The sequence below is a fragment of the Bifidobacterium choerinum genome, assembly GCF_002761235.1.
Taxonomy (GTDB): Bacteria; Actinomycetota; Actinomycetes; order Actinomycetales; family Bifidobacteriaceae; genus Bifidobacterium; species Bifidobacterium choerinum.
This window is the reverse complement of sequence record NZ_CP018044.1, coordinates 1,267,764-1,292,429: the sequence shown is the minus strand read 5'-3', so window position 1 is coordinate 1,292,429 and position 24,666 is coordinate 1,267,764. Positions and strand designations below refer to the sequence as shown.

Genomic DNA, 24,666 nt, shown 5'->3' with positions numbered 1-24,666 from the left:
GCGCCCCGTCGGCGCAAGCGTGACGGGGTCATGTGACCGGAAGGGTGTGTCGCGCCCGGAATGTGGATGGGCAGGACCTCCATCCACAGCAATCCACATGCGCGATGTGGATGGATTCGCAAAGTCATGCACGTCGTGCATGGCTTGCCCGCCGCTGCCGTCCGCCGTCATCGGCGACGCGGACATGGCGACTCCCGGCGCAGACGACGGGACCCGCCACCGTGTGCAGTGGCGGGTCCCGATCGATCATGCACGCGCGTGCGGCGCGGCGATCAGAGCATCCGGCGCAGACGGTCGGCGATGACCTGTGCGGCCGATTCGGCCGGCACGGCCTCCTTGTTGCCGCCGTCGCGGTCGCGTATCTCGATCGTGCCGTCGTTGACGGTGTCGCGTCCGGCGACTGCGATGATCGGCACGCCGATGAGTTCAGCGTCCTTGAACTTGACGCCCGGCGAGACCTTTTTACGGTCGTCGTAGATGACCTCGACGCCGTCGGCCTCGAGTTGCTCGATGAGGCGCTCGGCCGCTTCGAAGGCCTTCTGGTCCTTGCCGGTCGCCACGACGTGCACCTGCGCCGGGGCGATGTTCGACGGCCATGCCAGGCCGCGCTCGTCGTGATGCGTCTCGGCGATGCAGGCGAGCACACGGCTCACGCCGATGCCGTAGCAGCCCATCCACACCGGCACCGTCTTGCCGTTCTGGTCGAGCACCTTGAGGCCGAGCGCCTCCGAATACTTCAGGCCGAGCTGGAAGACCTGGCCGATCTCGACGCCGCGTTCGAAGCTCAGCGGGCCGGAGCCGTCCGGGCTCATATCGCCGTCGCGGACCTCGACGGCCTCGACGACGCCGTCGGCCTTGAAGTCGCGGCCGTAGACGAGGTCGTAGTAGTCGACGTCCTGCTCGTCGGCGCCGGTGAACCATGCCGAGCCTTCGGCCACATGCGCGTCGATGAAGTAGCGCAGCGCATCGTCGGCGTCGTTCTGCGGACCGGCGATCATCGGGCCGATGAAGCCCTGCACAAGTTCCGGATGCGCCTTGAGGTCCTCCTCGGTCGCCTCCTCGAGCTCGGCCGGGGCGAACTGCGCCTCGAGGCGCTTCATGTCGATCTTGCGGTCGCCGGGGATGCCGACGACGATCAGTTCGCGCCACGGTTCGTCGTGCTCGTCGTCCTCGGCGTGCCTGACGGCGACGACGACGTTCTTGAGTATGTCCGAAGCCTGCCATGCGCGGCCGTCGGCACGCGGATAGGTCTCGTTCGCGAACGCGACCATCTCGTCGATCGTCTTCGCGTCCGGCGTCGCGCGCTTCTCGGCGGCCGGCGTCGCCGAGAAGTCAATCGCCTCGACCTGAGGCGTGTGCAGCGCCTCGACGTTCCATGCCTTGCCGCTCGGCGCGAGCGCGAAGGTGTCCTCGCCGATCGGCATCGGCGCGAGGAACTCCTCGGACGCCGAGCCGCCCATCGGGCCGCTCATCGCGAACACCGGGACGTACTTCAAATCGAGACGCTGGAAGATGCGCTCGTAGGCGCCGCGCTCGTCCATGTAGGCCTTGCGCATGCCCTCCTCGTCGACGGTGAACGAGTAGGCGTCCTTCATGATGAACTCGCGGCCGCGGATCAGGCCGGCGCGCGGACGGAACTCGTCGCGGTACTTCGTCTGGATCTGGTAGAGCGTCACCGGCAGGTCCTTGTAGGACGAATACATGTCCTTGACGAGCAGCGTGAACATCTCCTCATGCGTCGGCGCGAGCAGATAGTCGGCCTCGTGGCGATCCTTGAGACGGAAGATGTTGTCGCCGTACTCCTCCCAGCGGTGCGTCGCCTCGTACGGTTCGCGCGGCAGCAGCGCCGGGAAGTGCACCTCCTGGGCGCCGATGCCGTTGATCTCCTCGCGGATGACGCCCTCGATCTTGTTGAGGACGGCGAGGCCCAGCGGCAGCCAGGTCCAGATGCCCGGAGCGGCCTTGCGGATGTAGCCGGCGCGCTGGAGCAGCTTCGCGGAATCGACGTCTGCGTCGGCGGGGTCTTCGCGCAGCGTACGCAGGAACATGGTGGACATTCGAAGAGCTTTGGTCATACCTGTTAACCTACGCGGCTTGCGGGACGAAGACCCATACGGAAACGTCCGCCGCGCACGCTGCGGATGCACGACGGACGTTTCGACGAAATACGGTGGTCGAGGCCTCCGTCCGTCGGCCCGCGTTCACTTCGTCTTCGGGTACTTCGCCGTGTCCCCGGCGTCCTCGGCGCGCTCGTCGACGTCGTTCTCGAGGATCTCGTCGTTGACCGAGCCGAAGGGGTAGACGAAGATCATCAGCATGCCGACGCAGCCGAGGAAATACAGCACGTCGCACAGCGCGAGGGAGCCGAGGCTGACGAAATCGTTGGGAATGAGCAGGCCGACGACCATCAGGAACATGCCGATGACCGGCAGCAGCTGCCACACCCACGGGTTCGGCGCATGCTCCTGCGCCTTGATGCGCACCGACAGCGAGTAGAACGGGACGACGAACATCAGTCCGCCGACGATCGTCAGGATGTCGGAGAGCTTGATCCAGTTCCACAGCGGCACCGGCTGCGCGTTGTACATCAGGAAGGCGACGAACAGCACGATGGCGCCGACCCCCGAGACGATATACGCGTTCCTACGCTTCATGATGCCTTCCTCCTGCCTGCCGCGGCCGCCGCCGGCCTCTCTCGTTGTGCGATCGGCGCGGCGCCGATGACGGCGCGACGCCGGTCGCCGATGTCGATTCACATTGTAGCGATGCGCGGCCGCGCCCGCGTTCACGACGGGCGTGGCCGCGCATGCGGGAACGACAAAGACTCAGAACAGCTCGTCCTGCGCGAACTCGTCGTCGTCCCCGGCCGCCGTCTGCGCGTGCCCCTGCGCGGCGACGATCGACGAGGCGCCGTCCTCGTGCAATGCGCGCGCCGCTTGCGCCGAACGTTCGCGCAATGTGCCGTCGAGGCGCACGGCGTCGTCGCTGACGTCGAACATGCGGTTGCTGACGCCGTTGAGGAACAGCCCGTCGAGCCGTTCGACGCGGGACAATGCGACGTAGCCCATGCCGGGCGCGAAGGTGCGCTTGAGGTCCATGACGGCCGCGTCGAGCGTCATGCCCTGCGACTTGTGGATCGTGATCGCCCACGCGCAGCGCAGCGGCACCTGCGAGACGGCGGCGAGCGTCTTCTCGTTGTCGGTGAGCTCCCAGTCGCTCGGCTTCATCGTCGCGATGTTGCCGTTCTCGAACGCGACGATCGGCCAGCCGCCCTTGTTCTCCGGCGCGAAGCCGCGCACGGTGCCGAGCGACCCGTTGACGAACTGGTGGTCGGCGTCGTTGCGCACGGCCATGACCTCGGCGCCCTCCTTGAGCGTGAGCACGTCCGGGGCGAGCATGTTGCGTTTGAGCCGTTCGACGAGGTTCGCCGGCCCCGCGCAGGTCGCGTGGAACGTGTGCGCGGGCGCGTCGATCGCGGCGAGCATGCGGTCGTTGAGCTGGTCGGCCTGGCGGTTGACCGGGAACAGGTTGACGGCCGTCCTCCCCTCCGGCGGCCGCACGCCGAGGCGCGTGACGAGCAGGTCGCGGTCCTGCCGCGTGACATGCCCTTCGCGGATGTCGGTCAGCACGCCGAGCAATGCGCCGTCGTCCTGACGGTGCTGCTCCTCGAGATAGCAGACGACCGGGTCGAGCTCGTCCCATGCGAAGGATTCGGTGATGAAGCCCTCCGGGTTGCGTCCGGCGCGCGCATAGCGCTCGCGTTCGGCGACGAATTCGGGGCTCGGCGCGACGACGTCGCGGTTGTGCGCCCCGACGCTGACCGGCGGCAGCTGGAAGAAGTCGCCGGAGAGCACGACCTGCACGCCGCCGAACGGACGGTCGTCGCGCCGCACGATGCGCATCGCGCGGTCGACCATGTCGAACAGCCACGCGTGCATCATCGAGACCTCGTCGACGACGAGGACGTCGGTGGCCTGCAGCGCCTTGCGCCGGCGCGTGCGCACGTTCTTGAGCGTCTGCTCGGTGAGCGCGTTCGCGACGCCGAGGCCGCTCCACGAGTGGATCGTCTGACCGTTGATGTGCGTGGCCGCGATGCCCGTGGACGCCGTGACGGCGACGCTCGCCCCACGCCGGCGCGCGGCGGCGATGAACTCGTTGAGCGTGTACGTCTTGCCGGCGCCGGGCGCGCCGGTGAGGAAGACGGACGCGCCGGCGTCCATGATCTCGAGCGCCTCGGCCTGCCGCATCAGCGCACCAGCCGATCGACGACGCGGATCACGCCTTCCTCCGTGTTCGCCGGCGCCAGATAATGCGCGACCTTCCTGACCTGCGGATGCGCGTTCGCCATCGCGAACGAATACTCGCCCTCGCGCAGCATGCCGATGTCGTTCGGATAGTCGCCGAAGACCATCGTCTGCGCACGCGTGACGCCGAGCGCGCGCTGCAGCGCCTTGACACTCTCGCCCTTGTTGACGTGGCCGTCCATGATGTCGACCCAGTGCGCGCTCGACGCGGTCGCCGTGTACGGGGATTCGACGAAGCCGAGTTCGCGCTCGGCCATCGCCTGCGCGTCGCCGAAGTCGAAGATCGCGAGCTTGAGGATCTGCTCGTCCTTGTAGCGCAGCACCTCGCGCAGGTCGGGCACGACGGTCAGCTTCGTGTAGTATTTGCTCGCCTCGGCGATGAACGGCGCGTCGTCGCGGCTGACGTAGGCGCCTCCGAGCGCGCAGATGACGAGGCCGAGGTCCTCGCTCGTGCGTTCCGTCATCGCGATCGTCTCGTCGACGATCGCGCCGCTGACGCCGTGCGTCTCGATGACCTTGCCGTCGAGCGCGACGACGTTGCCGTTCTCGGCGATGATCGGCAGCCGCTGCGGCGCGTCGGCGAACATCCTCTCGAGCGTCTGGTATTGGCGGCCGCTCGCCGGCACGAAGCGCACGCCGAGCTGCGTGAGCCGGTCGAGCATCGGCTTGAAGCCGAGCGGGATCTGGCTGTCGCCGTCGAGCAGCGTGCCGTCCATGTCCGCGACGACGAGCCTGATGTCGTTAAACGGCTCGAGCGTCTTCCAATCCTTGGGTTCCTCATTCGTCATGGTGTGCGGGTGCCTCCTCATCCTCGCTGTGTCGTTACGTGTGCGACCGCGCGATGTCCGCGGTCGTGGAAGTATGCGTTGTGCGGCGCGCACCGCGGCCGTTCACTGCCGCGCGATGCTCGTGCGCTCGATGTCGCCGGCGATCCGCTTCGCCTCGGCCGCGTCGGGGCCGGGCTCCGGCGCCATGACGGCCGCGCGGTAGTAGCGCAGCTCGTCGAGCGATTCGATGATGTCGGCGAGCGCGCGGTGGCCGCCGTTTTTCGCCGGACGGTTCTCGTAGACGGCCGGATACCAGCGGCGCGCGAGCTCCTTGATCGTGCTCACGTCGATGACGCGGTAGTGCAGCCGGCTCATCAGGTCCGGCATGTAGCGGTCGAGGAACTTCTTGTCGGAGCCGACCGAGTTGCCGGCGAGCAGCGGCTTGACGCCTTCGGGGATGAAGCGCGTGACGTAGTCGATGACCTTCCGCTCGGCCTCCTCGACGCTCAGGCCCTGCTCCCATTCGGTGATGAGGCCGGAACGGGTGTGCATTGCACGCACGAAGTCGTTCATATGCGCGACGGCCGCGTCGGAGGGACGGATGACGAGGTCGATGCCGTCGTCGAGCACGTTGAGTTCGAAGTCGGTGGGCACGACGGAGATCTCGCACAGCTCGTCGTGGAAGATGTCGAGCCCCGTCATCTCGCAGTCGATCCAGATGAGTCGTGAATTCGTCGCCGAGTACACCTCGTCGTCATGTGCTTCCACCATAGCGTGCCTCTTTCCTTGTGTTCCGTTGATGCATCCGGGCGGCGCGCGGCCGTCGCGGGTTCGCGGCGCGCGGCCGTGCCGACTTCGCGCCGAACATTCGAGCCTACCTCACGTCGCCCCGCCGTCGCCAGTTCTATCCTGACCGCAAAACAAAAGCGCCGTGCGCGGCCGGAGACGACGGACGGGGCCGCGCACGGTTCCATGTGCGCGACCCCGTCGTGTCGTCAGCGTATGAGCGGCCGTTCAGCGGCCGCCTTTCGCTCAGCCGGCGTGACGTCCGTTCGGGCGATGGCGCTTCAGCTGCAGCGTGCCGAGGCCCGAGCACAGCAGCGCGGCGGCGACGCAGATGATGAGCGCGACGCTCGAGCCGGTGTTCGCCGTCGACGTGTTCGTCGTCTCGGCCGGCGCCGTCGGCTGATGCTCCGGCTTCGGATCCGGCGTCGCCGGCTGCTGCGCGACGGCGAGGCGTCCGTTGTTGCCAAGTGCAACGTCGACGGTCGTGCCGTCCCAGCGCGGCGCGATCGCGGCGGTCGCCGTCTTCGTCACGTTGTCCTTCTTCGCGACCGTGTAGTTCGCCAGGCCCATGCGCACGGTGCCGGCCGGCACGGAGACGTCGCCGGTCGTGACCGACTTGTCGGTCCAAACACGGCCGTTCGAACGCGGGTCGAGCGGGTTGCCGACGCCTTCGGTCCACTGCGTGAAGGTCGTCGGGTCGGCGGTCGCCGTCAGTTCGGCGGCCTGCGCGCGGCCGACGCCGAACACGGCGCTCGCGACGAGCATCGCGAAGGTCACGACGAGCGCAGCGATGCGAACGGTGGCATTGCGCGTCCTCGACTGCCGTGTAGCCTGGGTGTCCATGAAGGGGTTCCTTACTGCCTCTTGGTGTTGGAAATCGCCGCGATTGCGATGATTCCCTGACTCTTTGGCCGTATCGCCCACACCGGCGGCTTTCTCCACTGGTGAACGAATACGATATCATCCTCAACAATACCGGAAGGTTTGCACAATATCTCCATATCCGGCCCACCGTACGGACTGCATCGGCGCCAATCCTCCATCGCATTGTCCCCCACCCACAGAATGCCATTCCGACGGCCAACCATGACAGTATTCGGGTGGCCCACCTACAGAATGCCGTCGCATCCCTTGTCAACGGTAGTATTCTGGTGCCTCACCCAAATACGACCACCGCACCGCACAATGACGGCAGTATGTAGGTGACCTCACCCGAATACTGTCGCCTCAGCGGCCAAACAGAACGAAAAGGGCCGTCCCCGTATGGCTGCAGCCATATGGGGACGGCTCGGTGCTTGCGCAGTGCGTCAATCCGCGGCACGCACGGTCTTCGCCATGCGCGCGCGGCGGCGATCAGCGACCGGAGTAGTTCGGCGCCTCGGCCGTCATGACGATGTCATGCGGATGCGATTCGCGCAGGCCGGCGTCGGTGATGCGGATGAAGCGGCCCTTCTCGCTCATCTCCGGGATGTTGTGCGCGCCGATGTAGAACATCGACTGGTGCAGGCCGCCGATCATCTGGTACAGCACGGCGTTGAGCGGTCCGCGGTACGGCACCTCGCCCTCGACGCCTTCCGGCACGACCTTGTCCGAGCTCGTGACGTCCGCCTGGAAGTAGCGGTCCTTCGAGTACGACTTCTTGCCGCGCGGAGCCATCGCGCCGAGCGAACCCATGCCGCGATACAGCTTGTACTGCTTGCCGTGCAGCAGCACCTTCTCGCCCGGGGCCTCCTCGCAGCCGGCGAGCACGCCGCCGAGCATGACCGAGCTCGCGCCGGCGACGAGCGCCTTCGCGATGTCGCCCGAATAGTGGATGCCGCCGTCGGCGATGCACGGGATGCCCGCGGCGCGGCAGGCGCGCGCGGCCTCGTACACGGCCGTCAGCTGCGGCACGCCGACGCCTGCGACGACGCGCGTCGTGCAGATGGAGCCGGGGCCCACGCCGACCTTGACGGCATCGACGCCCGCGTCGATCATCGCCTGCGCGCCCTGACGCGTCGCGATGTTGCCGCCGATGATGTCGACGCCATTGAAGGCCGGGTCGTTCTTGATGCGGCGGATCATGTCGAGCGCGAGCTTGGCCTCGCCGTTCGCCGTGTCGACGACGAGCACGTCGACGCCCGCCTCGAGCAGCGCGCTCGCGCGCTGCCAGGCGTCGCCGAGGAAGCCGATGCCGGCGGCGACGCGCAGGCGGCCCTGCTCGTCCTTCGTCGCATCCGGGTACTGCTCGGTCTTCACGAAGTCCTTGACGGTGATCAGACCGGTGAGGTGGCCTTCGTCGTCGACGAGCGGCAGCTTCTCGATCTTGTTCGCCGCGAGCAGGTCGTGCGCGTCGCGCTTCGAGATGTTCGACGGACCGGTGATCAGATGGTCCTTCGTCATGACGTCCTTGACGCGCAGATGGTCGTAGTCGTCCGACGCGATGAAGCGCATGTCGCGGTTCGTGATGATGCCGACGAGCTTGTTCTCATGGTCGACGACCGGCAGGCCGGAGATGTGGAACTTGCCGCACAGCTTGTCCAGGTCGGCGAGCGTGACGTCGGGGTTCACGGTGAGCGGGTCGGTGATCATGCCCGATTCGGAGCGCTTGACGTAATCGACCTGCGCCGCCTGGTCGTCGATCGACAGGTTGCGGTGCAGCACGCCGATGCCGCCGTTGCGGGCCATCGCGATCGCCATCTCGGACTCGGTCACGGTGTCCATCGCGGCGGAGATCGCCGGGACCTTCATCGTGATGTTGCGGGTCAGATGGGTCGTCGTATCCACCTCGGAGGGGATGACGTCGGTCTCGTTCGGCAGCAGGAGCACGTCGTCATAGGCGAGCCCGAGCTGGGCGAAGATGGGGGGAAGGGGAGCGTACGGGGATTCTGCATGCATATCAGGATTTGTAGCCATAGACCTACTATATGGACGCACGACGACGAACGCCACTCGCCGTCCCACGATGCAACATGCGCCCGCCGGTCTCCTCTCCCCGACCGCCGCGACGGGCGTGCGGACGTCAGCGATCGCCGCGGATGTGCCGTGCGCGGCGGCGACGGCCGCCGGCGGCGCGCGCATGCTCCGGATGGTCGGCGTCGCGTTCCTCGGGCAGTTCCTCGACCTCGCCGTTCATGCGTCGGCGGATGTACGGATACATCGTCGCGACGGTGAGTGCGGCGGCCGCGACGAGGAAGACGACGAGTACATGGATCGGGCGGAAGAACAGCAGCATCAGCGAACCGAAGGCGATGAGCGCCGCCCATCCCCACAGGATGAGCACGGCGCCGCGCACCGAATGGCCGATGCGCAGCATCCGGTGGTGCAGATGCATGCGGTCGGGATGCATCGGCGACTGCCCTTTGCTCAGGCGCCGGCAGATCGCCATCAGCATGTCGAGCACCGGCAGGAACAGCACGAGGATCGGCAGCAGGATCGGCATGAATGCGGGCAGGTAGATCGACGCGTTCACCGTGGCCGGGTCGATGCGGCCGGTCATGATGATCGACGCGCAGGTGATCAGATAGCCGAGCAGCATCGAGCCGGAGTCGCCCATGAACAGCTTCGCCGGATGCCAGTTGTGCAGCAGGAAGCCGAGGCAGATGCCGACCATCGCGACGTCGACGAGCGTCGCCATCGACGCGTACGACGGCGCCGAGCGCGCGAGGATGTACGAGTAGATGCCGAAGGCGACGCCGCCGATCGCGACGATGCCGGCGGCGAGGCCGTCGAGGCCATCGACGAAGTTCACGGCGTTGATCGACACGACGATGAGCAGCGCCGTGATCGCGATCGAGATCGTCGGCGACGCCGTCACGAGCGAGCCGATCGGCAACGTGATGATCTGCAGGCCGCCCCACGCGACGAACACCGCGATCAGCAGCTGCCCGGCGAGCTTGAGCATCCAGTCGAGGTCCCAGATGTCGTCGCACACGCCGAGCAGGCAGATGAGCACAGCGCCGGCCATGACGATGTACGCCTGATGGTTCTCGCGGAAGACGCCCTGCAGGAAGTTGAGCCGGGAAGCGAAGAACATCGCCGTCAGGAAGCCGCACAGCATGCCGACGCCGCCCATGCGCGGCGTCGGCACCGTGTGCACGTCGCGCGCGCGCACCTCGCCGACCGCGCCGACGCGGATCGCCACATGGCGCACGATCGGCGTGTACAGGAAGGTCGCGCAGGCCGCGAGCAGACAGATGAACAGATAGACCTTCATAGACCCAGCCCGCCGCCGTTCATATGAATCATGCGACGGATGACCGAAGCCGGGACGACGCCCTCGCGCAGGATCTCGACGCCGTCGCGCGCGAGAGGATCGGCGGCGACGACGGTGCTCGCGACATGCCCCGCGGTCGCACCGCCGTCGAGATAGAGGTCGACGTCGTCGCCGAAGGCGCGCACCGCCTCGTCGACGCTCTGCGCGCTCTCGTCGCCCGAACGGTTCGCGCTCGACGCGGCGAGCGGGCCGGTCGCGCGCAGCACCTCGAGGCACAGATGCGAGTTCGGCACGCGGATCGCCTGCGTGCGTCCGCCGCGCGCGTCGCGGCTCGTCGTGCACAGCGTGCAGTCGTCGTCGGCGAGCGCGATCGGCGAGAACGCGCCGGGCAGCAGCTGCGCGGCGAGACGGTTGAGCGGCGACGGCAGCACGAGGCCGAGCCCGTCGAGGTCGTCGACCGAGGCCATGATCACCTGCAGCGCCTTCGTGCGCGGACGCCGCTTGGCCCGGTAGATCCGTGCGATCGCGTCGGCGTTGCGCGGATCGCACGCGATGCCGTAGACGGTGTCGGTCGGCAGCACGATGAGGCCGCCGCCTTCGACGACCTTCCTCGCCTCGCGCAGCGACCCCTCATCGATGGCTCGTACGTCGCTCATGCTCGCTCCCCGCCTTTCCGCGTTGCTGATAGTTCGATGTTCCGCGATGTTCCCGCGATGTTCCTTCAGTGCCGTCGCGCGCGACGGCCTTCGGTGACGACTGTAGTCGCCGCGGCGGCCGCCGCCTACCGCGTCGCCACGAGGTAGCGCGGGCGTCCGGTGAGGTCGATCTCGGTGCGCGCGTCGGCGAATCCGCTCGCGCGCGCGAACGCGACGGTGCGGTCCGTCTGCGTGACGTCGTGCTCCATGATGAGGACGCCGTCGGGACGCAGCAGCGCCGCCGCGCGCACGATGATGCGCTCCGGCACCATCATGCCATCGGCGGATCCGCCGTAGAGCGCGGTCTGCGGGTCGTATTCGCGCACCTCGAACTGTTCGGGCACGTCGGTCAGCGGAATGTACGGCGGGTTGCTGACGACGACGTCGACGGTGCCGTCGAGCTGCGCGAGCGTCGTCGGACAGGTCGCGTCGGCGATCTCGAGATGGTAGTTCGCGGTGATGTCGGGGAAGACGGCGCCCGTCTCCTGCACGTTGCGGCGCGTCCACTGCGCGGCGAGCACGTCCTTCTCGACGCCCCACACCTGCGCGCCGGGCACCTCGGTGGCGATCGCCAGGCCGATCGCGCCGCTGCCGGCGCACAGGTCGACGACGCGCGGGCAGTACAGGCCGTTGCGCGTGACCCAGCCGATGGCCTCGTCGACGAGCAGCTCGGTCTCCTGACGCGGGATGAACACGCCGGGACCGACCTTGATGTCCAGATACCTGAACGGCACATGGCCGACGATGTACTGCAGCGGCTCGCGGCGCTCGCGGCGCGCGAGCATCGCCGAATAGTCGGCGAGCGCGGCGTCGACGCCGATTGATTTGCCGGCGACGAGCTTCGTGACGCCGTCGCCGAGCAGCGCCGCCTTGTCGACGTCGCTCAGCGAGGCGCGCGTCGCCTCGGCGAGCAGCAGCTTCGCGTCGTGGCGCGGCGTGTCGACGCCGACGCGGGCGAGGCGTTCGCCGCCGGCCGCGATGAGGTCGGCGACGCTGCCAGCGGCGTTCGTCGGCGCGTTGTCCGTCGGCGTGGAAGGGCGCGGCGTTCCCACTGCGCGCGCCGTCGCCGCGTCGCTCATGTCGTCGCTCATGTCGTCGGTCGTCGATGCCATCGTCGCCTCCTGCATGTCTGGTGCTGTCGTCTGTCGTGACGCGTTCGCGTCGGCCGCGCCCGCGTCTGCGTTCGTCGTCGGCGCGCGCCGCGCGATCGCTCAGTCGTTGCCTTTCGCGAGACGCTGCGCCTCGTCGGCCTGGATGTCGCTGTCGATGACGGCCTGCAGGTCGCCGTCGAGCACGGCGTCGAGATTGTACGCCTTGTAGTTCGTGCGGTGGTCGACGATGCGGTTCTCCGGGAAGTTGTAGGTGCGGATGCGTTCGGAACGGTCGAGCGAACGCACCTGCGAGTGGCGCATGTCGGCGGCCTCGGCGGCCTCCTGCTCGTGCTTCATCGCGAGCAGGCGGCTCTTGAGGACGCGCAGCGCCGACGCGCGGTTCTGGATCTGCGACTTCTCGTCCTGCATGTTCACGACGATGCCGGTCGGGATGTGCGTCATGCGCACCGCTGAATACGTCGTGTTGACGGACTGGCCGCCGGGACCGGAGCTCATGAAGGTGTCGATTTTGAGGTCCTTCGGGTCGATTTCGATCTCGTCGTCGTCCTCGTCGGCCTCCGGGAACACGATGACGCCGGCGGCCGAGGTCTGGATGCGCCCCTGCGATTCGGTCACCGGGATGCGCTGCACGCGGTGCACGCCGCCCTCGTACTTGAGCGACGCCCAGACGCCCTCCTCGGGCGCCGGCGTGCCCTTCGCGCGGATCGCGAGCTGCACGTCCTTGACGCCGCCGAGCTCGGTCGAGTTCTCGTTCTGGATCGTCGTGATCCAGCCGCGCTTCTCGGCGTAGCGCGTGTACATGCGCAGCAGGTCGCCGGCGAACAGCGCGGCCTCCTCGCCGCCGGTGCCGGCCTTGATCTCCATGATCACGTCGCGCGCGTCGTCGGGGTCGCGCGGGATGAGCGCCGTGCGCAGCCGCTCCTCGGCCGCCGGCAGCGCCTCTTCGATCCGTTTCGCCTCGGCTTCGAAATCGGGATCCTCCCCCGCCATCTCGCGGGCGGCCTCGAGGTCGTCGCGGAGGTGCAGATAATCGCCGTACGCGTTCACGATCGAGCCGAGCTCGGCGTAGCGCCGCCCCAGCTTGCGCATCTTGTCCGGGGACGACGCCACGTCCGGCTGCGCCATCTCCTTCTCGATCCTGCGGTATTCCTCAAGTGCGGTACGCGCCGCCGGGAACTGTTCCTCTGCCTCTGCCATCTTCGCCTTTTCGATGCTGCGGCCACGGGGCGCGCCGACCGGCGGCGCATGCGGCCTTTCGTCCAAACCGTTCCATCCTAGCAAGAGCCGTTGTCGCAACGGCCGGAACGCCGGGGAAACGCGGATGCGCGCGGGCGGGAATAAACACGGCACCCGGGAAGTTGTCTGTGATGGCAAGGCTCGCGGTTCGCCACGGGACGAGCCGTGCGGCCGCGTCAATGCGCAGCCGTACAATGCATGTATCCGGTTCACGCCTGCCATCGGGGCATGGCGACCCGGGTCCCCCGTATCTTTAGGAGACAAATTATGCAGCCAGGAATTCATCCTGATTATCATGCGGTGCAGGTTACCTGCTCCTGCGGCAACACCTTCGTCACGAAGTCGACCGCCAAGGGCGACCATATGACGGTGGATGTCTGCTCGAAGTGCCACCCGTTCTACACCGGTAAGCAGAAGATTCTGGATACCGGCGGCCGTGTGGCTCGCTTCGAGAAGCGCTACGGCAAGAAGAGCAGCTGACTCTCACGCTGATACGAAAACGCCGGCCTTCGGGTCGGCGTTTTCGTTATGTGGGCATGCGCGGGGCATCTGTGCGGCGTCGGCGCACACGCGCCGTCCACATGTCACATGCGGCGGCTCGCGGACAAGTCGTTCCAGTCGTCGACCGCGGTCAGCGCACGCTCGGCACACAGTCGGCACATCATCGACGCGCGACTGGCAGGCAGTCGGCGGACGGCCGACATACAGCCGCGGCATATGGTCGACACACGGTCGACGCATATGTACAGAGCAAGTCGGCACATGATCAGCGCACGGTCGGCACACGGCCGGACGGCTGTGCTCATGCGACGCCATATGGTCACGTCGTTTGCTACACTTTAGCGAGTCGCATCCGCGGTGTTTTCCGCGAAACGACGTGGGGCCTTAGCTCAGTCGGTTAGAGCATCGGACTCATAATCCGCCGGTCCAGGGTTCAAGCCCCTGAGGCCCCACCATCCGAAACCCGCTGGAAACAGCGGGTTTTCGCGTATCGGCCCCGATTCTGCTCCGTGCGTCCGTCCAGCATCGTCGCCCCGCAGCGTCACGCACTGCGCACACATACGCCCCGCGTGTCGTTATCACACCCGTCAGCGTCCCAATCCGCGTACGCATACGCAATCCACGACACCGACGCACGCCCCAGCGCCCCAGTCCGCGCACACGTACGCCCCGCGCGACGCAACCACACACCCCGGCGTCACACACCGCGCACGCATACGCAATCCGCGACGCGTACATAATCAGCGGCGGTCGTTCTCCTTGTTGCCGCCGTTGTTCTGATTCGTGTTGCGGTCGCCGTCACGGTTGGACTGGTTCTCCGCCTTCCTGCGGTCGGCCTCGGCCTGCGCCTTCTTCTGCGCGTCCTCGCGCGCCTTGCGTTCGTCGTCGGCGATCTTCTTGTCGCGCGACGCGTTGACGTCGCCGATCGCCGTCTTGATGTCCTGCTCGACCGACGTGATCTCGTCGAGTTTGCCGCCCTCCTCGGCCTGCTTCGCCTTCGTATAGAGGTCGGACAGACGATTCCACGTCGCCTCGTCCGCCACCTGCCCGCGTGTCAGGTCGAGCGTCGTCTGCGCCTCGCGCAGCGTGTCGTCGAGCGTGGCCGTCGCCTCCTCGACCTCCTTGAGCTGCTTCGAATCGTTGACGCCGTTGACGGCCTCCTGCAACGAGCGCATATGCGCGTCGTACCACTCCTCGTAATCGTGGATCTGCTGGATGCGCGCGTCGTACTGGTCGACCGACGACACGGCGCAGCTCGTCGCCGCCGGCGCCTGCGCCTTGAGCTGTTCGTCGAGCAGCTTGACGGTGCCGCTGTCGGCGACCTGAATGTCGGAGATCGCGCCGGCCGCCGCGCCGTCGCCCGAACGCAGGTCCTCGTATTGCTTCGCCTTCTTGTCGAGCTCAGTCATCGCGCTTTCGCAGCGCGCATGCTCCTGGGCGAGCTGCTGCTGACGATGGTTGTGAATCTGCACGCCGACGAGGATGACGGCGGCGAACAGCGCGAGCACGACGATCGACGCGAAGATCACCCACAGGTATTTGCGTTCGTCGTCCTTCGGCGGCTTGTTGTTGTCGGGTTTCTTCGCAAGCGCGGCGATTTCGTTGGGGTTGATGAGTTCGGTCTGCGTGCCGGCTTCGGCTTCCGCGTACACAATCGTGCTGTCGTCCATCATGAACAAACCTTCTTTTCACGTGATGGCGCCCATCTCGATGATGTCGCTTTCCTCGTCACGATGCACGCTCTCTCTTATGCCGATACATCGTCGTCATCAGTGTACGTGGACGTCTTCCCGTCCGCCCGCCGCCCATCTTACGTAGTGGAACGGCACCGACGACGATCACGGCAGTCCGTGATTGACTCCGATCACCAACTGCCGCCGCACATAGGGAACAGCGGCGGCAACGCATGAATAACCTTACGCGCAAAGTGCCATGTACGACGATCACGAGGGCGCTCCATAGATGAGCACACGCATAGAACGCCATCAACGGCAATCACGGTGGCAGTATATGGGTGAGCCACCCACAGAATGCCGCCATCGGCGACCACAACGGCATTCTACGGGTGCACTCACCCACAGAATGCCACCATCGGCAGCTACGACGGCAGTATCTAGGCGAGCCACCCACAAAATGCCAACGATGGCGGCTGCGGCGGCAGCTTATGGGTGACCTTACGCACAGAATGCCGTCAACAGCGGCTACGGCGGCAGCATATGGGTGAGCCACCCACAGAATGCCAGCAACAGCGGCTGCGGCGGCAGTATATGGGTGCACTCACCCACAGAATGCCGTCGACAGTGGGAATGGCTGCGGTATTGAGGCAGATGCACCCACAGACCGCCGCCATCCGCGGCGACCACGGCAGTCCGTGATCGACCCCAATCACAAACCGCCACCGCACGCAGGGTGCGACGGCACTCAGCGGTCAGCTGCTGCTGCTGCGGTGCGGACGGCGCGGCCTGAGGCGAAGCGGTCGAGGACGCCGGTCTTCGCGATCGCCAAGTAGAGGTACCACGAGCAGACGCCGGCGATGAGCACGCCGCCGATGATCTCGCTCACCATGTGCACGATGCCGCGCGGGCTGAGGAACGCGACGCCCTGATAGCGGAACAGCATCAGGTAGACGCCATATTCGATCGCCGTGCACATGCCGGAGAGGATTGAGATCGGCAGGTTGAAGACGCGGTAGCGCGTCAGCGCGAACGGCAGTTCGGCGAACAGTCCCTGCAACGCGGCCGACAGGAAGACGAAGCCGAAGGAGAACGAGCTGCCGATCAGCATCTCCGCGGCGCATCCGACGAGATTGACGAACACGGCCGATCCCGGCTTGCGCAGGATGAGCACGGCGAGCGTGCCCGAGAAGTACCACACGGCGTGCAGGATGCTCGCGCATCCCGGCAACAGGCCGCCGAGCATCGGGGAGATCGACATGTAGGCGAAGTTGAATCCCCAGAAGACGACGCCGGCGGCGATGCCGAGCGCGGCGGCCACGGCGATGTCCGCGGTCGTCCAACGCAGTCTTCTGCTGGAACGGATGGTGTTGGCTTGATTTTGGGTGTGTTCGACCATGGAAGTCCCTCTTCCCGACGGTGCCGCGCACAGCGATTCGTCAAGACGTTCCTTGACCTGCGCAGCTCGGGCGGGAACGCCTCCGCCAACATAGCAGCGGCCGTCGACGCGGCTCACGCCCATGCGATGCCGACATAGCCGCGTCGACGGCCGCATGGCATGCGCAACCGTGCGGTGCAAGGCCATGCATCGTTCCACGACGAGGTCTCACATCATGAGATTTCGGCGTCATGCACATGCGTCATGCACCGGCGTCATGCACATGCAGGTCACGGACGCGCAGCCGCCGCGAATAACGTGCCCGCGTGCTCACGACTTGAGGTATGCGAGAGGCTCGTCGACGAAGCGGCGCAGACCGGTGACGGCGGCGCCGAGCAGCGCCGGCCGCGCGCCGCCGCCGGCGCGCGAGACGCGCACATGGACGACGTCGCGCGCGAGGATGCGATCCTGCACATGGCGTTCCATCGCGCGCAGCCGTGCGTCGTCGAGCTGTGCCCATGCGCCGCCGAGGACGACGACATCGAGGTCGCTGACGTTGACGATCGAGACGATCATCGATTCGATCGCGCGCATCGCACGGTCCATGACCTCGAGCACCCGTGCATCGCCGGCCTGGGCGCGCCGGAAGAACTCGTCGACCGACTCCTGGCTCGCGGCATCGGCGCCATGCGCGATGCCGGCGGCCTCGACGATCGCGCGGCGTCCCGCATAGGCCTCGACGCAGCCGCGGCGCCCGCAGCGGCAGAGCGGTCCGTCCATCTGCACGGAGATGTGGCCGACCTCGCCGGCGAAGCCGCGGTCGCCGTGTACGAGCGAGCCGCCGCGCACGACGGCGCCGCCGATGCCGATGTCGGTGGAGATGTAGAGGAACGATCCGTTCGGCCCGACGACGCCTTCGTCGGCGCGCTGCGTCGCGTAGCCGGGCAGCTGCGCGACGGCGGCCATGTTCGATTCGTTGCCGGCGATGACGTCGAGCCTGCGCATCAGTGCCTGCTCGTTGAGGTCGACGTCCTCCCATCCGAGGTTGCGCGCGACGATGAGGTGGCCTTCCTCGGTGACGAGGCCGGGCAGCGCGAGTCCGGCGCCGGCGATCGTGTAGCCGTGCTTGCGCAACGTCCGCTCCTGCGCGCGCAGCATCACGTCGAGGTCGTCGAAGACGGCCTTCGTGTCCGCGCCGTGCAGGTCGCCCTCGACCCAGCGTTCGGCGACGACGGAGCCGTCGAGGTCGAGGACGAGGTAGCCGTAGCCGTCGGTGTTGATCTGGATGCCGATGCCGCACATCGCGCCGCCGGCGACGAGCAGCGGCGTGCTCGGCCGTCCGTAGACGGACTGCACGATCGGCATCCCCTCGCGCACGATGCGGTTGTCGATGAGCAGCGAGACGAGCAATGACATCGTCGCCTTCGTCAGCCCGGTCTCCTTGGCGAGGTCGGCGCGGCTGAGCGGCGTCGTGCGGCGCATCATCGTCTCGAGCACGACGGACAGGTTGTGGTTCCTCAGATCGTTCTGGTTGATGCTCCTCAATGTCGCCATACGCCGCCTCCTCGCTTCCGCGGCGTACCCCTCTGGTCGCGCCGAACTTACGGTCATGCTACACTACACAGTATAGTTTATTCATCTAACTATTCATGGCGGGCGACGATCGCCCGTCATCGGAAGGCGCGCGGACGCGGACGCACGACGACGTGCACGACGCGCGCCCATACGGCGCATATGCGCGGAAAGGAGCCACGATGCAGCGCACGCTCGTCGCGGGAGTCGACACATCCACCCAATCATGCAAGGTGCGCGTCACCGACGCGCGCACCGGCGCACTCGTCCGTTTCGGCCAGGCGAAGCACCCGTCGGGCACGACGGTCGATCCACAGGCCTGGTGGGACGCGTTCCTCGAGGCGTCGGCGCAGGCCGGCGGCCTCGACGACGTCGCCGCGATCGCCGTCGGCGGCCAGCAGCACGGCATGGTGCTGCTCGACGAGCACGGCCATGTCATCCGCGACGCGATGCTGTGGAACGACGTCAGCTCGGCGCCGCAGGCCGACGAGCTGATCATGACGCTCGGCGCGCGCGGCGCCGACGACGGCGACGCGGCCGCCGTCCATGCGCGCGGCGTCGCGCGTTGGGTCGAGGCGGTCGGCTCGTCGCCGGTCGCCTCGTACACGCTGACGAAGATCAAATGGGTGGCCGAGCACGAGCCCGACAATGCGGCGCGCATCGCCGCCGTCTGCCTCCCCCACGACTGGCTCAGCTGGCGCATCGCCGGCTATGGTCCGGTCGGCGACGGCGAGGACGCGCATCTCGACATGCTGCGCACCGACCGTTCCGACGCCTCCGGCACCCTCTACTTCGACGCCGCGCACGACGAATACCGCCGTGACCTGCTCGCGCTCGGACTCACGTCCGGCGCAGGCGAACCCGACAAGGCCGCGCTCGACTTCGCCGAGCATATCGTGCTGCCGCATGTCCTCGCGCCGCACGAGGCCGCGCCGACGCGCGCGGCGGCCTCGGTCGCCGGCGCCGACGTCCCCGGCGGCTGCGTCATCGCCCCGGGCGGCGGCGACAACGCGATGGCGTCGCTCGGCCTCGGCATGGGCGTCGGCGACGTCTCGGTCTCGCTCGGCACCTCCGGCGTCGCCGCCGCCGTCAGCGAGACGCCGGTCCACGACATGACCGGATCGGTCTCCGGATTCGCCGACTGCACCGGCCACTTCCTGCCGCTCGCCTGCACGATCAACGCGTCGCGCATCCTCGACGCCGCCCGCGCCGCGCTGCGCGTCGACTACGACGAGCTCGCCGCGCTCGCGCTCGCCGCGCGTCCCGGCGCCGACGGCATGACGCTCGTGCCGTATTTCGACGGCGAGCGCACGCCGAACCGTCCGGACGCGACGGCCACGCTGTCCGGGATGACGATGGCCAACACGAACGCCGAGGACATCGCGCGCGCCTTCGTCGAGGGACTGCTGTGCTCGCAGCGCGACTGCATCGAGCTCATCCGTTCGCTCGGCGCGCCGATCGACCGCGTGCTGCTCATCGGCGGCGGCGCGAAGTCGCTCGCCGTGCGCACGCTCGCGCCGTGCGTCCTCGGCTTGGATGTCTCATGCCCGGCGACCGACGAGTATGTGGCGATCGGCGCGGCGCGGCAGGCGGCGTGGACGCTTGACGGCGGCGACGACGCCCCCGACTGGCCGATCTCGATCGATGCGGTGTCCACCGGCGTACCGACGCCGCAGGTCTACGAGGCCTACGTGCGCGCACGCGGCTGACACGACGCACGTCGTGAAGCGCCCCGCCGAGGTCATGTCTCGGCGGGGCGCTTCACGACGGCCACCCGCCACCCAAGGCGGCGATGACGTCGGCATAGAGAAAGGCCCACGGACCAGTCGGTCGCCGGCACATCCCGCGCGCAGAGAAGGAAAGACAAGCGCGGATGCGTGCATATCGGCGATCAGCCGACCCTGGGCCCTGGCATCTGCGGTCCATGTGAGGAAAGGGAAGGAAAGGCCGGACCGGGGATGCCGCGCAGGAAAGTGGAAGGGAAGTAATAATCACCAAGAAGGGTGCCGCGCGCCGCCCGTGCGCAAGGACGGCGCGCGACGGACGACGTCAGGCGTTGGCCAGCGCGTCGATGATGTAGTTGTTGATCGTCGCCTTGACGTCCTCGAGGTGGTCGGGCTTCGTCGAGGCGATGATCTGCTGCTGCGGCATGTCGATCGCGTAGTCGTTGAGCGATGCGAGCGTTGCGGTGCCGTCGTCGATCGTCTTGCCGATGCCGGAGTCGTAGGAGCCGTAGCGGTTGGCGACGAGGTTCTCGATGTAGCCGTCCTGACGCATCTTGTCGGCGACGAGCAGGCCGGCGGCGAAGGAGTCCATGCCGGCGATGTGCGCGCGGAACAGGTCCTCGGCGCTGAAGGACGTGCGGCGCGGCTTCGCATCGAAGTTGAGGCCGCCGTGGGGGCCGATCTGGCCTTCGTCGAGCACCTCCCACATCACCGACGTCGTCTCGTACAGGTTCGTCGGGAACTCGTCGAGGTCCCAGCCGAGCAGCATGTCGCCCTGGTTCGCGTCGAGCGAGCCGAGCACGCCATTGTCGCGCGCGACGCGGATCTCATGCTGGTAGGTGTGGCCGGCGAGGTTCGCGTGGTTGCCTTCGAGGTTGAGCTTGAAGACGTCGATGAGGTCGTAGGCGCGCAGGAAGTTGCAGGCCGTCGCCGCGTCGAAGTCGTACTGGTGCGTCATCGGCTCCTTCGCCTTCGGCTCGATGAGGAACTGCGCGCCCATGCCGATCTCCTTGGCGTAGTCGGCGCACATGTGGAAGAACTTCGCCATGTGCTCCTGCTCGCGCTTCATGTCGGTCACCCACAGGTTCTCGTAGCCTTCGCGGCCGCCCCAGAACACGTAGTTCTCGGCGCCGAGGCGCTTGCCGATCTCGAGCGAGTGCTTGAGCTGGCCGGCGGCGTAGGCGTAGACGTCGGCGAACGGCGACGTCGAGGCGCCTGCGACGAAGCGCGGGTTCGTGAACAGCGACGAGGTGTTCCACAGCAGCTTGACGCCGGTGGACTTCATGTTCTCCTCGATCTTGTCGACGACGCGGTCGAGGTTCGCGTTCGTCTCGCGCAGCGTGTCGCCTTCCGGCGCGATGTCGCGGTCATGGAAGCAGAAGTACTCGACGCCGAGCTTCGTGAAGAACTCGAAGGCGTAGTCGACCTTCGCGAGCGCGTTGTCCATCGGATCGGCGTACTTGCCGTCCCATGGGCGCTGCGCGGTGCCGTTGCCGAAGGGGTCGGTCAGCGGCGCGTCGAAGGTGTGCCACCAGGCGACGCCGAAGCGCAGCCAGTCCTTCATCTTCTTGCCGGCGACGACCCTGTCGGCGTCGTAGTACCGGAAGCCGAGCCCCTCCACCGGGCCGTTGCCGCGGCCGACGTACTCGATCTTGTCGATGTCCCACAGTCCCATCATGACTCCTTTGTGCTGTGCTGCGCCGCGTTGCGGCGTCGTCTTCGGTGCGCGGCGGCGTCTGCGTCGTTGCGCACGTCCGCCGCGACGACGGCCACGTCGAAATGGCCGCGAACATCGCCGCGCCGACCGCTCCCGTCATGGCGGCGGTCGCTTCCGAACGACTATGTTCATTCGTCTTATTAAGTAAGCTACAACGACGCCCGTTATTTGTCAAACCATCTAACTTTCATCGGCGAGTCCCGCATGACGCCGCCGTTTTCATGTCACCCGTGCAGCCGCGCAGCGCCCGAATACGGAAACCGTGCGCACGCACACGGCGTCACCCAGCCGCGCGTCGGCGTATGCGCGAGCCGCCGCTCCCCTATGCCGCCCCGCACGGTCACGCGGCAGGGCGCGCCGCTCAGCCGCGCAGCCGCCGCACGAACCGCTCGCCGACCGCCGCGAGTTCGTCGTCGTCGATTGCCTTCGACGAGCCATGCACGACGAAGGGCTCCTCGTAGTCGAGACCCAGATAGCGCGCCGTCGTGCGGTACGGCAGCAGCAGCGCGTCCATCGTCGCGCCGTGCCTGCCGCCGGTCGTATACATGTCCTCGGCGCCGCCGGTCGTCACGGCGAGCAGCATGCGCTTGCCGGCGATCGACGCGCCGTCGCCGTACGCCCAGCCGGGCGTGAACACGGCGTCCTCCCACAGCTTCATCAGCGCCGGCGCGCTGTACCAGTAGAACGGGAAGAGGAACGCGAGGCGGTCGGCGGCGCTGCACACGCGGTGCTCCTCGTCGACGTCGATATGGAAGTCGGGATACAGCGCATACATGTCGCGCACGACGACGTCGGCGGTGTCCTCGCGCGACGCCCGTTGCGCGAGCGCGCGGTTCACCTTCGACTGCCGCAGCCGGTCATGGAACACCATCAGGACGGTCGTCATCGTTCTCTCCTTCGTCATGCGCGGCGCACGAGCGGCGCACACAGTGTGGGACGTACCGGCGGCGCGCGCGGCCGTCGTGGTTTAATACCGGTGTCCAACCTACTCCGCCACGTCTACCCGCCGCACGGCGCGCGTGGCGGGAAGCCAACCGCAGACGAGGAGCGTACATGTCAGACACAGCCACACCGATCAGCACCGAACACGAGGACACAATCTGCGTGCAGGGCGGCTACCAGCCGGGCAACGGCGAGTCGCGCACGCCGCCGATCATCCAGGCGACGACCTTCAAATACACGTCGAGCGAACAGATGAGCCGCCTGTTCGACCTTTCCGAATCCGGCTACTTCTACACGCGTCTGCAGAACCCGACGAACGACACCGTCGCCGCGAAGATCTGCGCGATGGAGGGCGGCGCCGCGGCGATGCTCACCTCCTCGGGCCAGGCGGCGAACTTCTTCGCGCTGTTCAACATCTGCAACCAGGGCGACCACATCGTCGCGTCGAGCGCGATCTACGGCGGCACCTTCAACCTGATCAACGTGACGATGCGCAAGATGGGCATCGAATGCACGTTCGTGAGCCCCGACTGCTCCGAAGAGGAGCTCGAGGCGGCGTTCCGCCCGAACACGAAGGCCGTCTTCGGCGAGTCGATCGCGAACCCGGCGCTCATCGTCCTCGACTTCGAGAAGTTCGCGAAGGCCGCGCACGGCCACGGCGTCCCGCTCATCGTCGACAACACGTTCCCGACGCCGATCAACTGCCAGCCGTTCCGCTACGGCGTCGACATCGTCACGCACGCGACGACGAAGTACATGGACGGCCACGGCTCGTGCGTCGGCGGCGCGATCGTCGACTCGGGCAACTTCGACTGGCTCGCGCACGCCGAGAAGTTCCCGGGGCTGTGCACGCCCGACGACTCCTACCACGGCGTCGTCTACGCGAAGGACTTCGGCAAAGCGGCGTTCATCACAAAGGCGACGGCGCAGCTGATGCGCGACTTCGGCTCGACGCCGGCGCCGATCAACTCGTGGATCATGGGCATGCACCTCGAATCGCTCGGCGTGCGCATGGAACGCCACTGCGCGAACGCGCTCAAGGTCGCCACGTTCCTCGCGAACGACCCGCGCATCTCGTGGGTGAGCTGCCCGGAGCTGCCCGGCGACAAGTACCACGCGCTCGCCGAGAAGTACATGCCGAACGGCACCTGCGGCGTCATCTCCTTCGGCGTGCCCGGCGGCCGCGAGAAGGTGTCCGCGTTCCTCGACCACCTCAAGATGATCGCGATCGCGACGCACGTCGCCGACGCGCGCAGCTGCGTGCTCTACCCGGCCGGCACGACGCACCGCCAGCTCACCGAGGAGCAGCTCGACGAGGCCGGCGTCGGCATCGACCTCGTGCGCCTGAGCTGCGGCATCGAGAACGCCGACGACATCATCGCCGACATCCGCCAGGCGCTCGACGCGGCGCTGTGAGCCGCGCTTCCGCCGATGCGAACGTCTAAGGAGTCCCGCGCATGGACATGCGCGGGACTCCCGCTATACTGGCTGCCCATGCAACGACCGATCGTCACCTCCATCCCGTTCCTGTCCGAACCGTCCGAGGACGCCGACCCGACGAATCCCGCCGACGCCGCGATCGCGGCCAATCTCGTCGACACGCTCAAGGCGCACCGCGGGCGCTGCGTCGGCATGGCCGCGAACATGATCGGCGAACGCAGGCGCATCATCGCCTTCGTCGACGAGGAACTCGACGGTCTGGTCACCGTCATGTTCAACCCGACCGTCATGCACGCCGACGGCCCGTACGAGACCGAGGAGGGCTGCCTGTCGCTCGACGGCGAGCGGCCGGCGCGTCGGTGGTCGCACATCGACGTCACGTATCTGACGCGGCGCGGACGCGAGCGGCGCATCTCCCTCGACGGCTTCACCGCGCAGATCGTCCAGCATGAGATCGATCACTGCGACGGCACGATCATCTGAGCGCACGTCATCCGCACATCCCCGCCGCCGCGCCGCTGAGGGGACACGGCCGATGGAATACATGTGCCGGCGCGGCGGTAGAACGAACTGTAGACCTCTTTTGGAATAATGGTCGTGCATTTGTGACCGCTTCGATTCCAC

Annotated in this window: 20 protein-coding genes and 1 tRNA gene; 5 read left to right on the top strand and 16 right to left on the bottom strand. The window is 67.1% G+C overall.

Annotated features, from left to right (window positions below):
• Positions 1-272: 272 nt before the first annotated feature.
• From BcFMB_RS05140 to prfA, 11 genes are all read right to left on the bottom strand, one after another.
• Complete coding sequence (locus tag BcFMB_RS05140; protein ID WP_029675248.1) at positions 273-2,075, bottom strand: proline--tRNA ligase; 1,803 nt, start codon at positions 2,073-2,075, stop codon at positions 273-275.
• Between the two features lie 126 nt (positions 2,076-2,201).
• On the bottom strand, positions 2,202-2,654 hold the full coding sequence (locus BcFMB_RS05135) for a permease (protein WP_099721208.1): 453 nt from the start codon (positions 2,652-2,654) through the stop codon (positions 2,202-2,204).
• A gap of 171 nt (positions 2,655-2,825) precedes the next feature.
• Positions 2,826-4,247, bottom strand: coding sequence for a PIF1 family DEAD/DEAH box helicase (locus tag BcFMB_RS05130; RefSeq protein ID WP_024540305.1), 1,422 nt, complete (start codon positions 4,245-4,247; stop codon positions 2,826-2,828).
• Positions 4,247-5,092, bottom strand: coding sequence for a Cof-type HAD-IIB family hydrolase (locus tag BcFMB_RS05125; protein WP_099721207.1), 846 nt, complete (start codon positions 5,090-5,092; stop codon positions 4,247-4,249). The genes BcFMB_RS05130 and BcFMB_RS05125 overlap by 1 nt, the downstream gene beginning before the upstream one ends.
• A gap of 102 nt (positions 5,093-5,194) precedes the next feature.
• Entirely contained in the window at positions 5,195-5,842 is a 648-nt protein-coding gene (gene orn / locus BcFMB_RS05120; protein WP_024540307.1) for an oligoribonuclease, read from the bottom strand.
• Between the two features lie 261 nt (positions 5,843-6,103).
• Complete coding sequence (locus BcFMB_RS05115) at positions 6,104-6,700, bottom strand: hypothetical protein (RefSeq protein ID WP_099721206.1); 597 nt, start codon at positions 6,698-6,700, stop codon at positions 6,104-6,106.
• Between the two features lie 510 nt (positions 6,701-7,210).
• A complete protein-coding gene (guaB, locus tag BcFMB_RS05110; protein WP_024540309.1) occupies positions 7,211-8,752 on the bottom strand; it encodes an IMP dehydrogenase in 1,542 nt (513 codons plus the stop codon).
• A 106-nt stretch (positions 8,753-8,858) separates the two neighbouring features.
• Positions 8,859-10,052 carry an MraY family glycosyltransferase gene (locus BcFMB_RS05105; RefSeq protein ID WP_024540310.1) on the bottom strand — a complete coding sequence of 398 codons (1,194 nt, stop codon included), beginning with the start codon at positions 10,050-10,052 and terminating at the stop codon, positions 8,859-8,861.
• Positions 10,049-10,708: an L-threonylcarbamoyladenylate synthase gene (locus BcFMB_RS05100; protein ID WP_099721205.1), complete on the bottom strand. Its 660-nt coding sequence runs from the start codon at positions 10,706-10,708 to the stop codon at positions 10,049-10,051. Before BcFMB_RS05100 ends, BcFMB_RS05105 begins: the two co-directional genes overlap by 4 nt.
• Before the next feature lie 125 nt (positions 10,709-10,833).
• Complete coding sequence (gene prmC, locus BcFMB_RS05095; protein ID WP_232513748.1) at positions 10,834-11,859, bottom strand: peptide chain release factor N(5)-glutamine methyltransferase; 1,026 nt, start codon at positions 11,857-11,859, stop codon at positions 10,834-10,836.
• 99 nt (positions 11,860-11,958) lie between these two features.
• Entirely contained in the window at positions 11,959-13,056 is a 1,098-nt protein-coding gene (gene prfA, locus BcFMB_RS05090; RefSeq protein WP_099721728.1) for a peptide chain release factor 1, read from the bottom strand.
• A gap of 306 nt (positions 13,057-13,362) precedes the next feature.
• Here prfA and rpmE point away from each other — a divergent pair, with 306 nt between their 5' ends.
• Positions 13,363-13,575 (top strand): 50S ribosomal protein L31, encoded by a 213-nt coding sequence (gene rpmE / locus BcFMB_RS05085; RefSeq protein WP_024540314.1) that lies wholly within the window; start codon positions 13,363-13,365, stop codon positions 13,573-13,575.
• Between the two features lie 399 nt (positions 13,576-13,974).
• Positions 13,975-14,051, top strand: a tRNA-Ile gene (locus tag BcFMB_RS05075).
• A 285-nt stretch (positions 14,052-14,336) separates the two neighbouring features.
• On the opposite strand, the gene BcFMB_RS05070 is transcribed toward BcFMB_RS05075, so the two are convergent.
• The 3 genes from BcFMB_RS05070 to BcFMB_RS05060 all read right to left on the bottom strand — a co-directional run bounded on the left by BcFMB_RS05070 (position 14,337) and on the right by BcFMB_RS05060 (position 18,201).
• Entirely contained in the window at positions 14,337-15,269 is a 933-nt protein-coding gene (locus tag BcFMB_RS05070) for a hypothetical protein (protein WP_099721203.1), read from the bottom strand.
• A gap of 748 nt (positions 15,270-16,017) precedes the next feature.
• Positions 16,018-16,668: an ECF transporter S component gene (locus BcFMB_RS05065; protein WP_051354825.1), complete on the bottom strand. Its 651-nt coding sequence runs from the start codon at positions 16,666-16,668 to the stop codon at positions 16,018-16,020.
• Positions 16,669-16,977: 309 nt separating this feature from the next.
• Positions 16,978-18,201: an ROK family protein gene (locus BcFMB_RS05060; protein WP_024540317.1), complete on the bottom strand. Its 1,224-nt coding sequence runs from the start codon at positions 18,199-18,201 to the stop codon at positions 16,978-16,980.
• Positions 18,202-18,401: 200 nt separating this feature from the next.
• Between BcFMB_RS05060 and BcFMB_RS05055 the strand changes: the two genes are divergently transcribed.
• Positions 18,402-19,928 (top strand): xylulokinase, encoded by a 1,527-nt coding sequence (locus BcFMB_RS05055; protein ID WP_024540318.1) that lies wholly within the window; start codon positions 18,402-18,404, stop codon positions 19,926-19,928.
• Between the two features lie 340 nt (positions 19,929-20,268).
• On the opposite strand, the gene xylA is transcribed toward BcFMB_RS05055, so the two are convergent.
• Positions 20,269-21,618, bottom strand: coding sequence for a xylose isomerase (gene xylA / locus BcFMB_RS05050; protein ID WP_099721202.1), 1,350 nt, complete (start codon positions 21,616-21,618; stop codon positions 20,269-20,271).
• 403 nt (positions 21,619-22,021) lie between these two features.
• Positions 22,022-22,546, bottom strand: coding sequence for an NAD(P)H-dependent oxidoreductase (locus tag BcFMB_RS05045; protein ID WP_157775117.1), 525 nt, complete (start codon positions 22,544-22,546; stop codon positions 22,022-22,024).
• A gap of 167 nt (positions 22,547-22,713) precedes the next feature.
• Between BcFMB_RS05045 and BcFMB_RS05040 the strand changes: the two genes are divergently transcribed.
• Both BcFMB_RS05040 and BcFMB_RS05035 read left to right on the top strand, forming a co-directional pair.
• Entirely contained in the window at positions 22,714-24,018 is a 1,305-nt protein-coding gene (locus BcFMB_RS05040) for an O-acetylhomoserine aminocarboxypropyltransferase/cysteine synthase family protein (RefSeq protein WP_029675258.1), read from the top strand.
• Between the two features lie 78 nt (positions 24,019-24,096).
• Positions 24,097-24,525, top strand: a complete 429-nt coding sequence (locus BcFMB_RS05035) for a peptide deformylase (RefSeq protein ID WP_024540329.1) — start codon at positions 24,097-24,099, stop codon at positions 24,523-24,525.
• The last annotated feature ends 141 nt before the right edge of the window (positions 24,526-24,666 follow it).

Bases quoted from the DNA above. Each gene is read 5' to 3' on its own strand.
- BcFMB_RS05140 (WP_029675248.1), bottom strand. From the start codon at position 2,075: ATGACCAAAGCTCTTCGAATGTCCACCATGTTCCTGCGTACGCTGCGC.
- orn (WP_024540307.1), bottom strand. From the start codon at position 5,842: ATGGTGGAAGCACATGACGACGAGGTGTACTCGGCGACGAATTCACGA.
- BcFMB_RS05055 (WP_024540318.1), top strand. From the start codon at position 18,402: ATGCAGCGCACGCTCGTCGCGGGAGTCGACACATCCACCCAATCATGC.
- BcFMB_RS05060 (WP_024540317.1), bottom strand. From the start codon at position 18,201: ATGGCGACATTGAGGAGCATCAACCAGAACGATCTGAGGAACCACAAC.
- xylA (WP_099721202.1), bottom strand. From the start codon at position 21,618: ATGGGACTGTGGGACATCGACAAGATCGAGTACGTCGGCCGCGGCAAC.
- BcFMB_RS05045 (WP_157775117.1), bottom strand. From the start codon at position 22,546: ATGACGACCGTCCTGATGGTGTTCCATGACCGGCTGCGGCAGTCGAAG.
- BcFMB_RS05070 (WP_099721203.1), bottom strand. From the start codon at position 15,269: ATGATGGACGACAGCACGATTGTGTACGCGGAAGCCGAAGCCGGCACG.
- guaB (WP_024540309.1), bottom strand. From the start codon at position 8,752: ATGGCTACAAATCCTGATATGCATGCAGAATCCCCGTACGCTCCCCTT.
- BcFMB_RS05115 (WP_099721206.1), bottom strand. From the start codon at position 6,700: ATGGACACCCAGGCTACACGGCAGTCGAGGACGCGCAATGCCACCGTT.
- BcFMB_RS05035 (WP_024540329.1), top strand. From the start codon at position 24,097: ATGCAACGACCGATCGTCACCTCCATCCCGTTCCTGTCCGAACCGTCC.
- BcFMB_RS05040 (WP_029675258.1), top strand. From the start codon at position 22,714: ATGTCAGACACAGCCACACCGATCAGCACCGAACACGAGGACACAATC.
- BcFMB_RS05125 (WP_099721207.1), bottom strand. From the start codon at position 5,092: ATGACGAATGAGGAACCCAAGGATTGGAAGACGCTCGAGCCGTTTAAC.
- BcFMB_RS05130 (WP_024540305.1), bottom strand. From the start codon at position 4,247: ATGCGGCAGGCCGAGGCGCTCGAGATCATGGACGCCGGCGCGTCCGTC.
- rpmE (WP_024540314.1), top strand. From the start codon at position 13,363: ATGCAGCCAGGAATTCATCCTGATTATCATGCGGTGCAGGTTACCTGC.
- BcFMB_RS05065 (WP_051354825.1), bottom strand. From the start codon at position 16,668: ATGGTCGAACACACCCAAAATCAAGCCAACACCATCCGTTCCAGCAGA.
- prmC (WP_232513748.1), bottom strand. From the start codon at position 11,859: ATGGCATCGACGACCGACGACATGAGCGACGACATGAGCGACGCGGCG.
- prfA (WP_099721728.1), bottom strand. From the start codon at position 13,056: ATGGCAGAGGCAGAGGAACAGTTCCCGGCGGCGCGTACCGCACTTGAG.
- BcFMB_RS05135 (WP_099721208.1), bottom strand. From the start codon at position 2,654: ATGAAGCGTAGGAACGCGTATATCGTCTCGGGGGTCGGCGCCATCGTG.
- BcFMB_RS05100 (WP_099721205.1), bottom strand. From the start codon at position 10,708: ATGAGCGACGTACGAGCCATCGATGAGGGGTCGCTGCGCGAGGCGAGG.
- BcFMB_RS05105 (WP_024540310.1), bottom strand. From the start codon at position 10,052: ATGAAGGTCTATCTGTTCATCTGTCTGCTCGCGGCCTGCGCGACCTTC.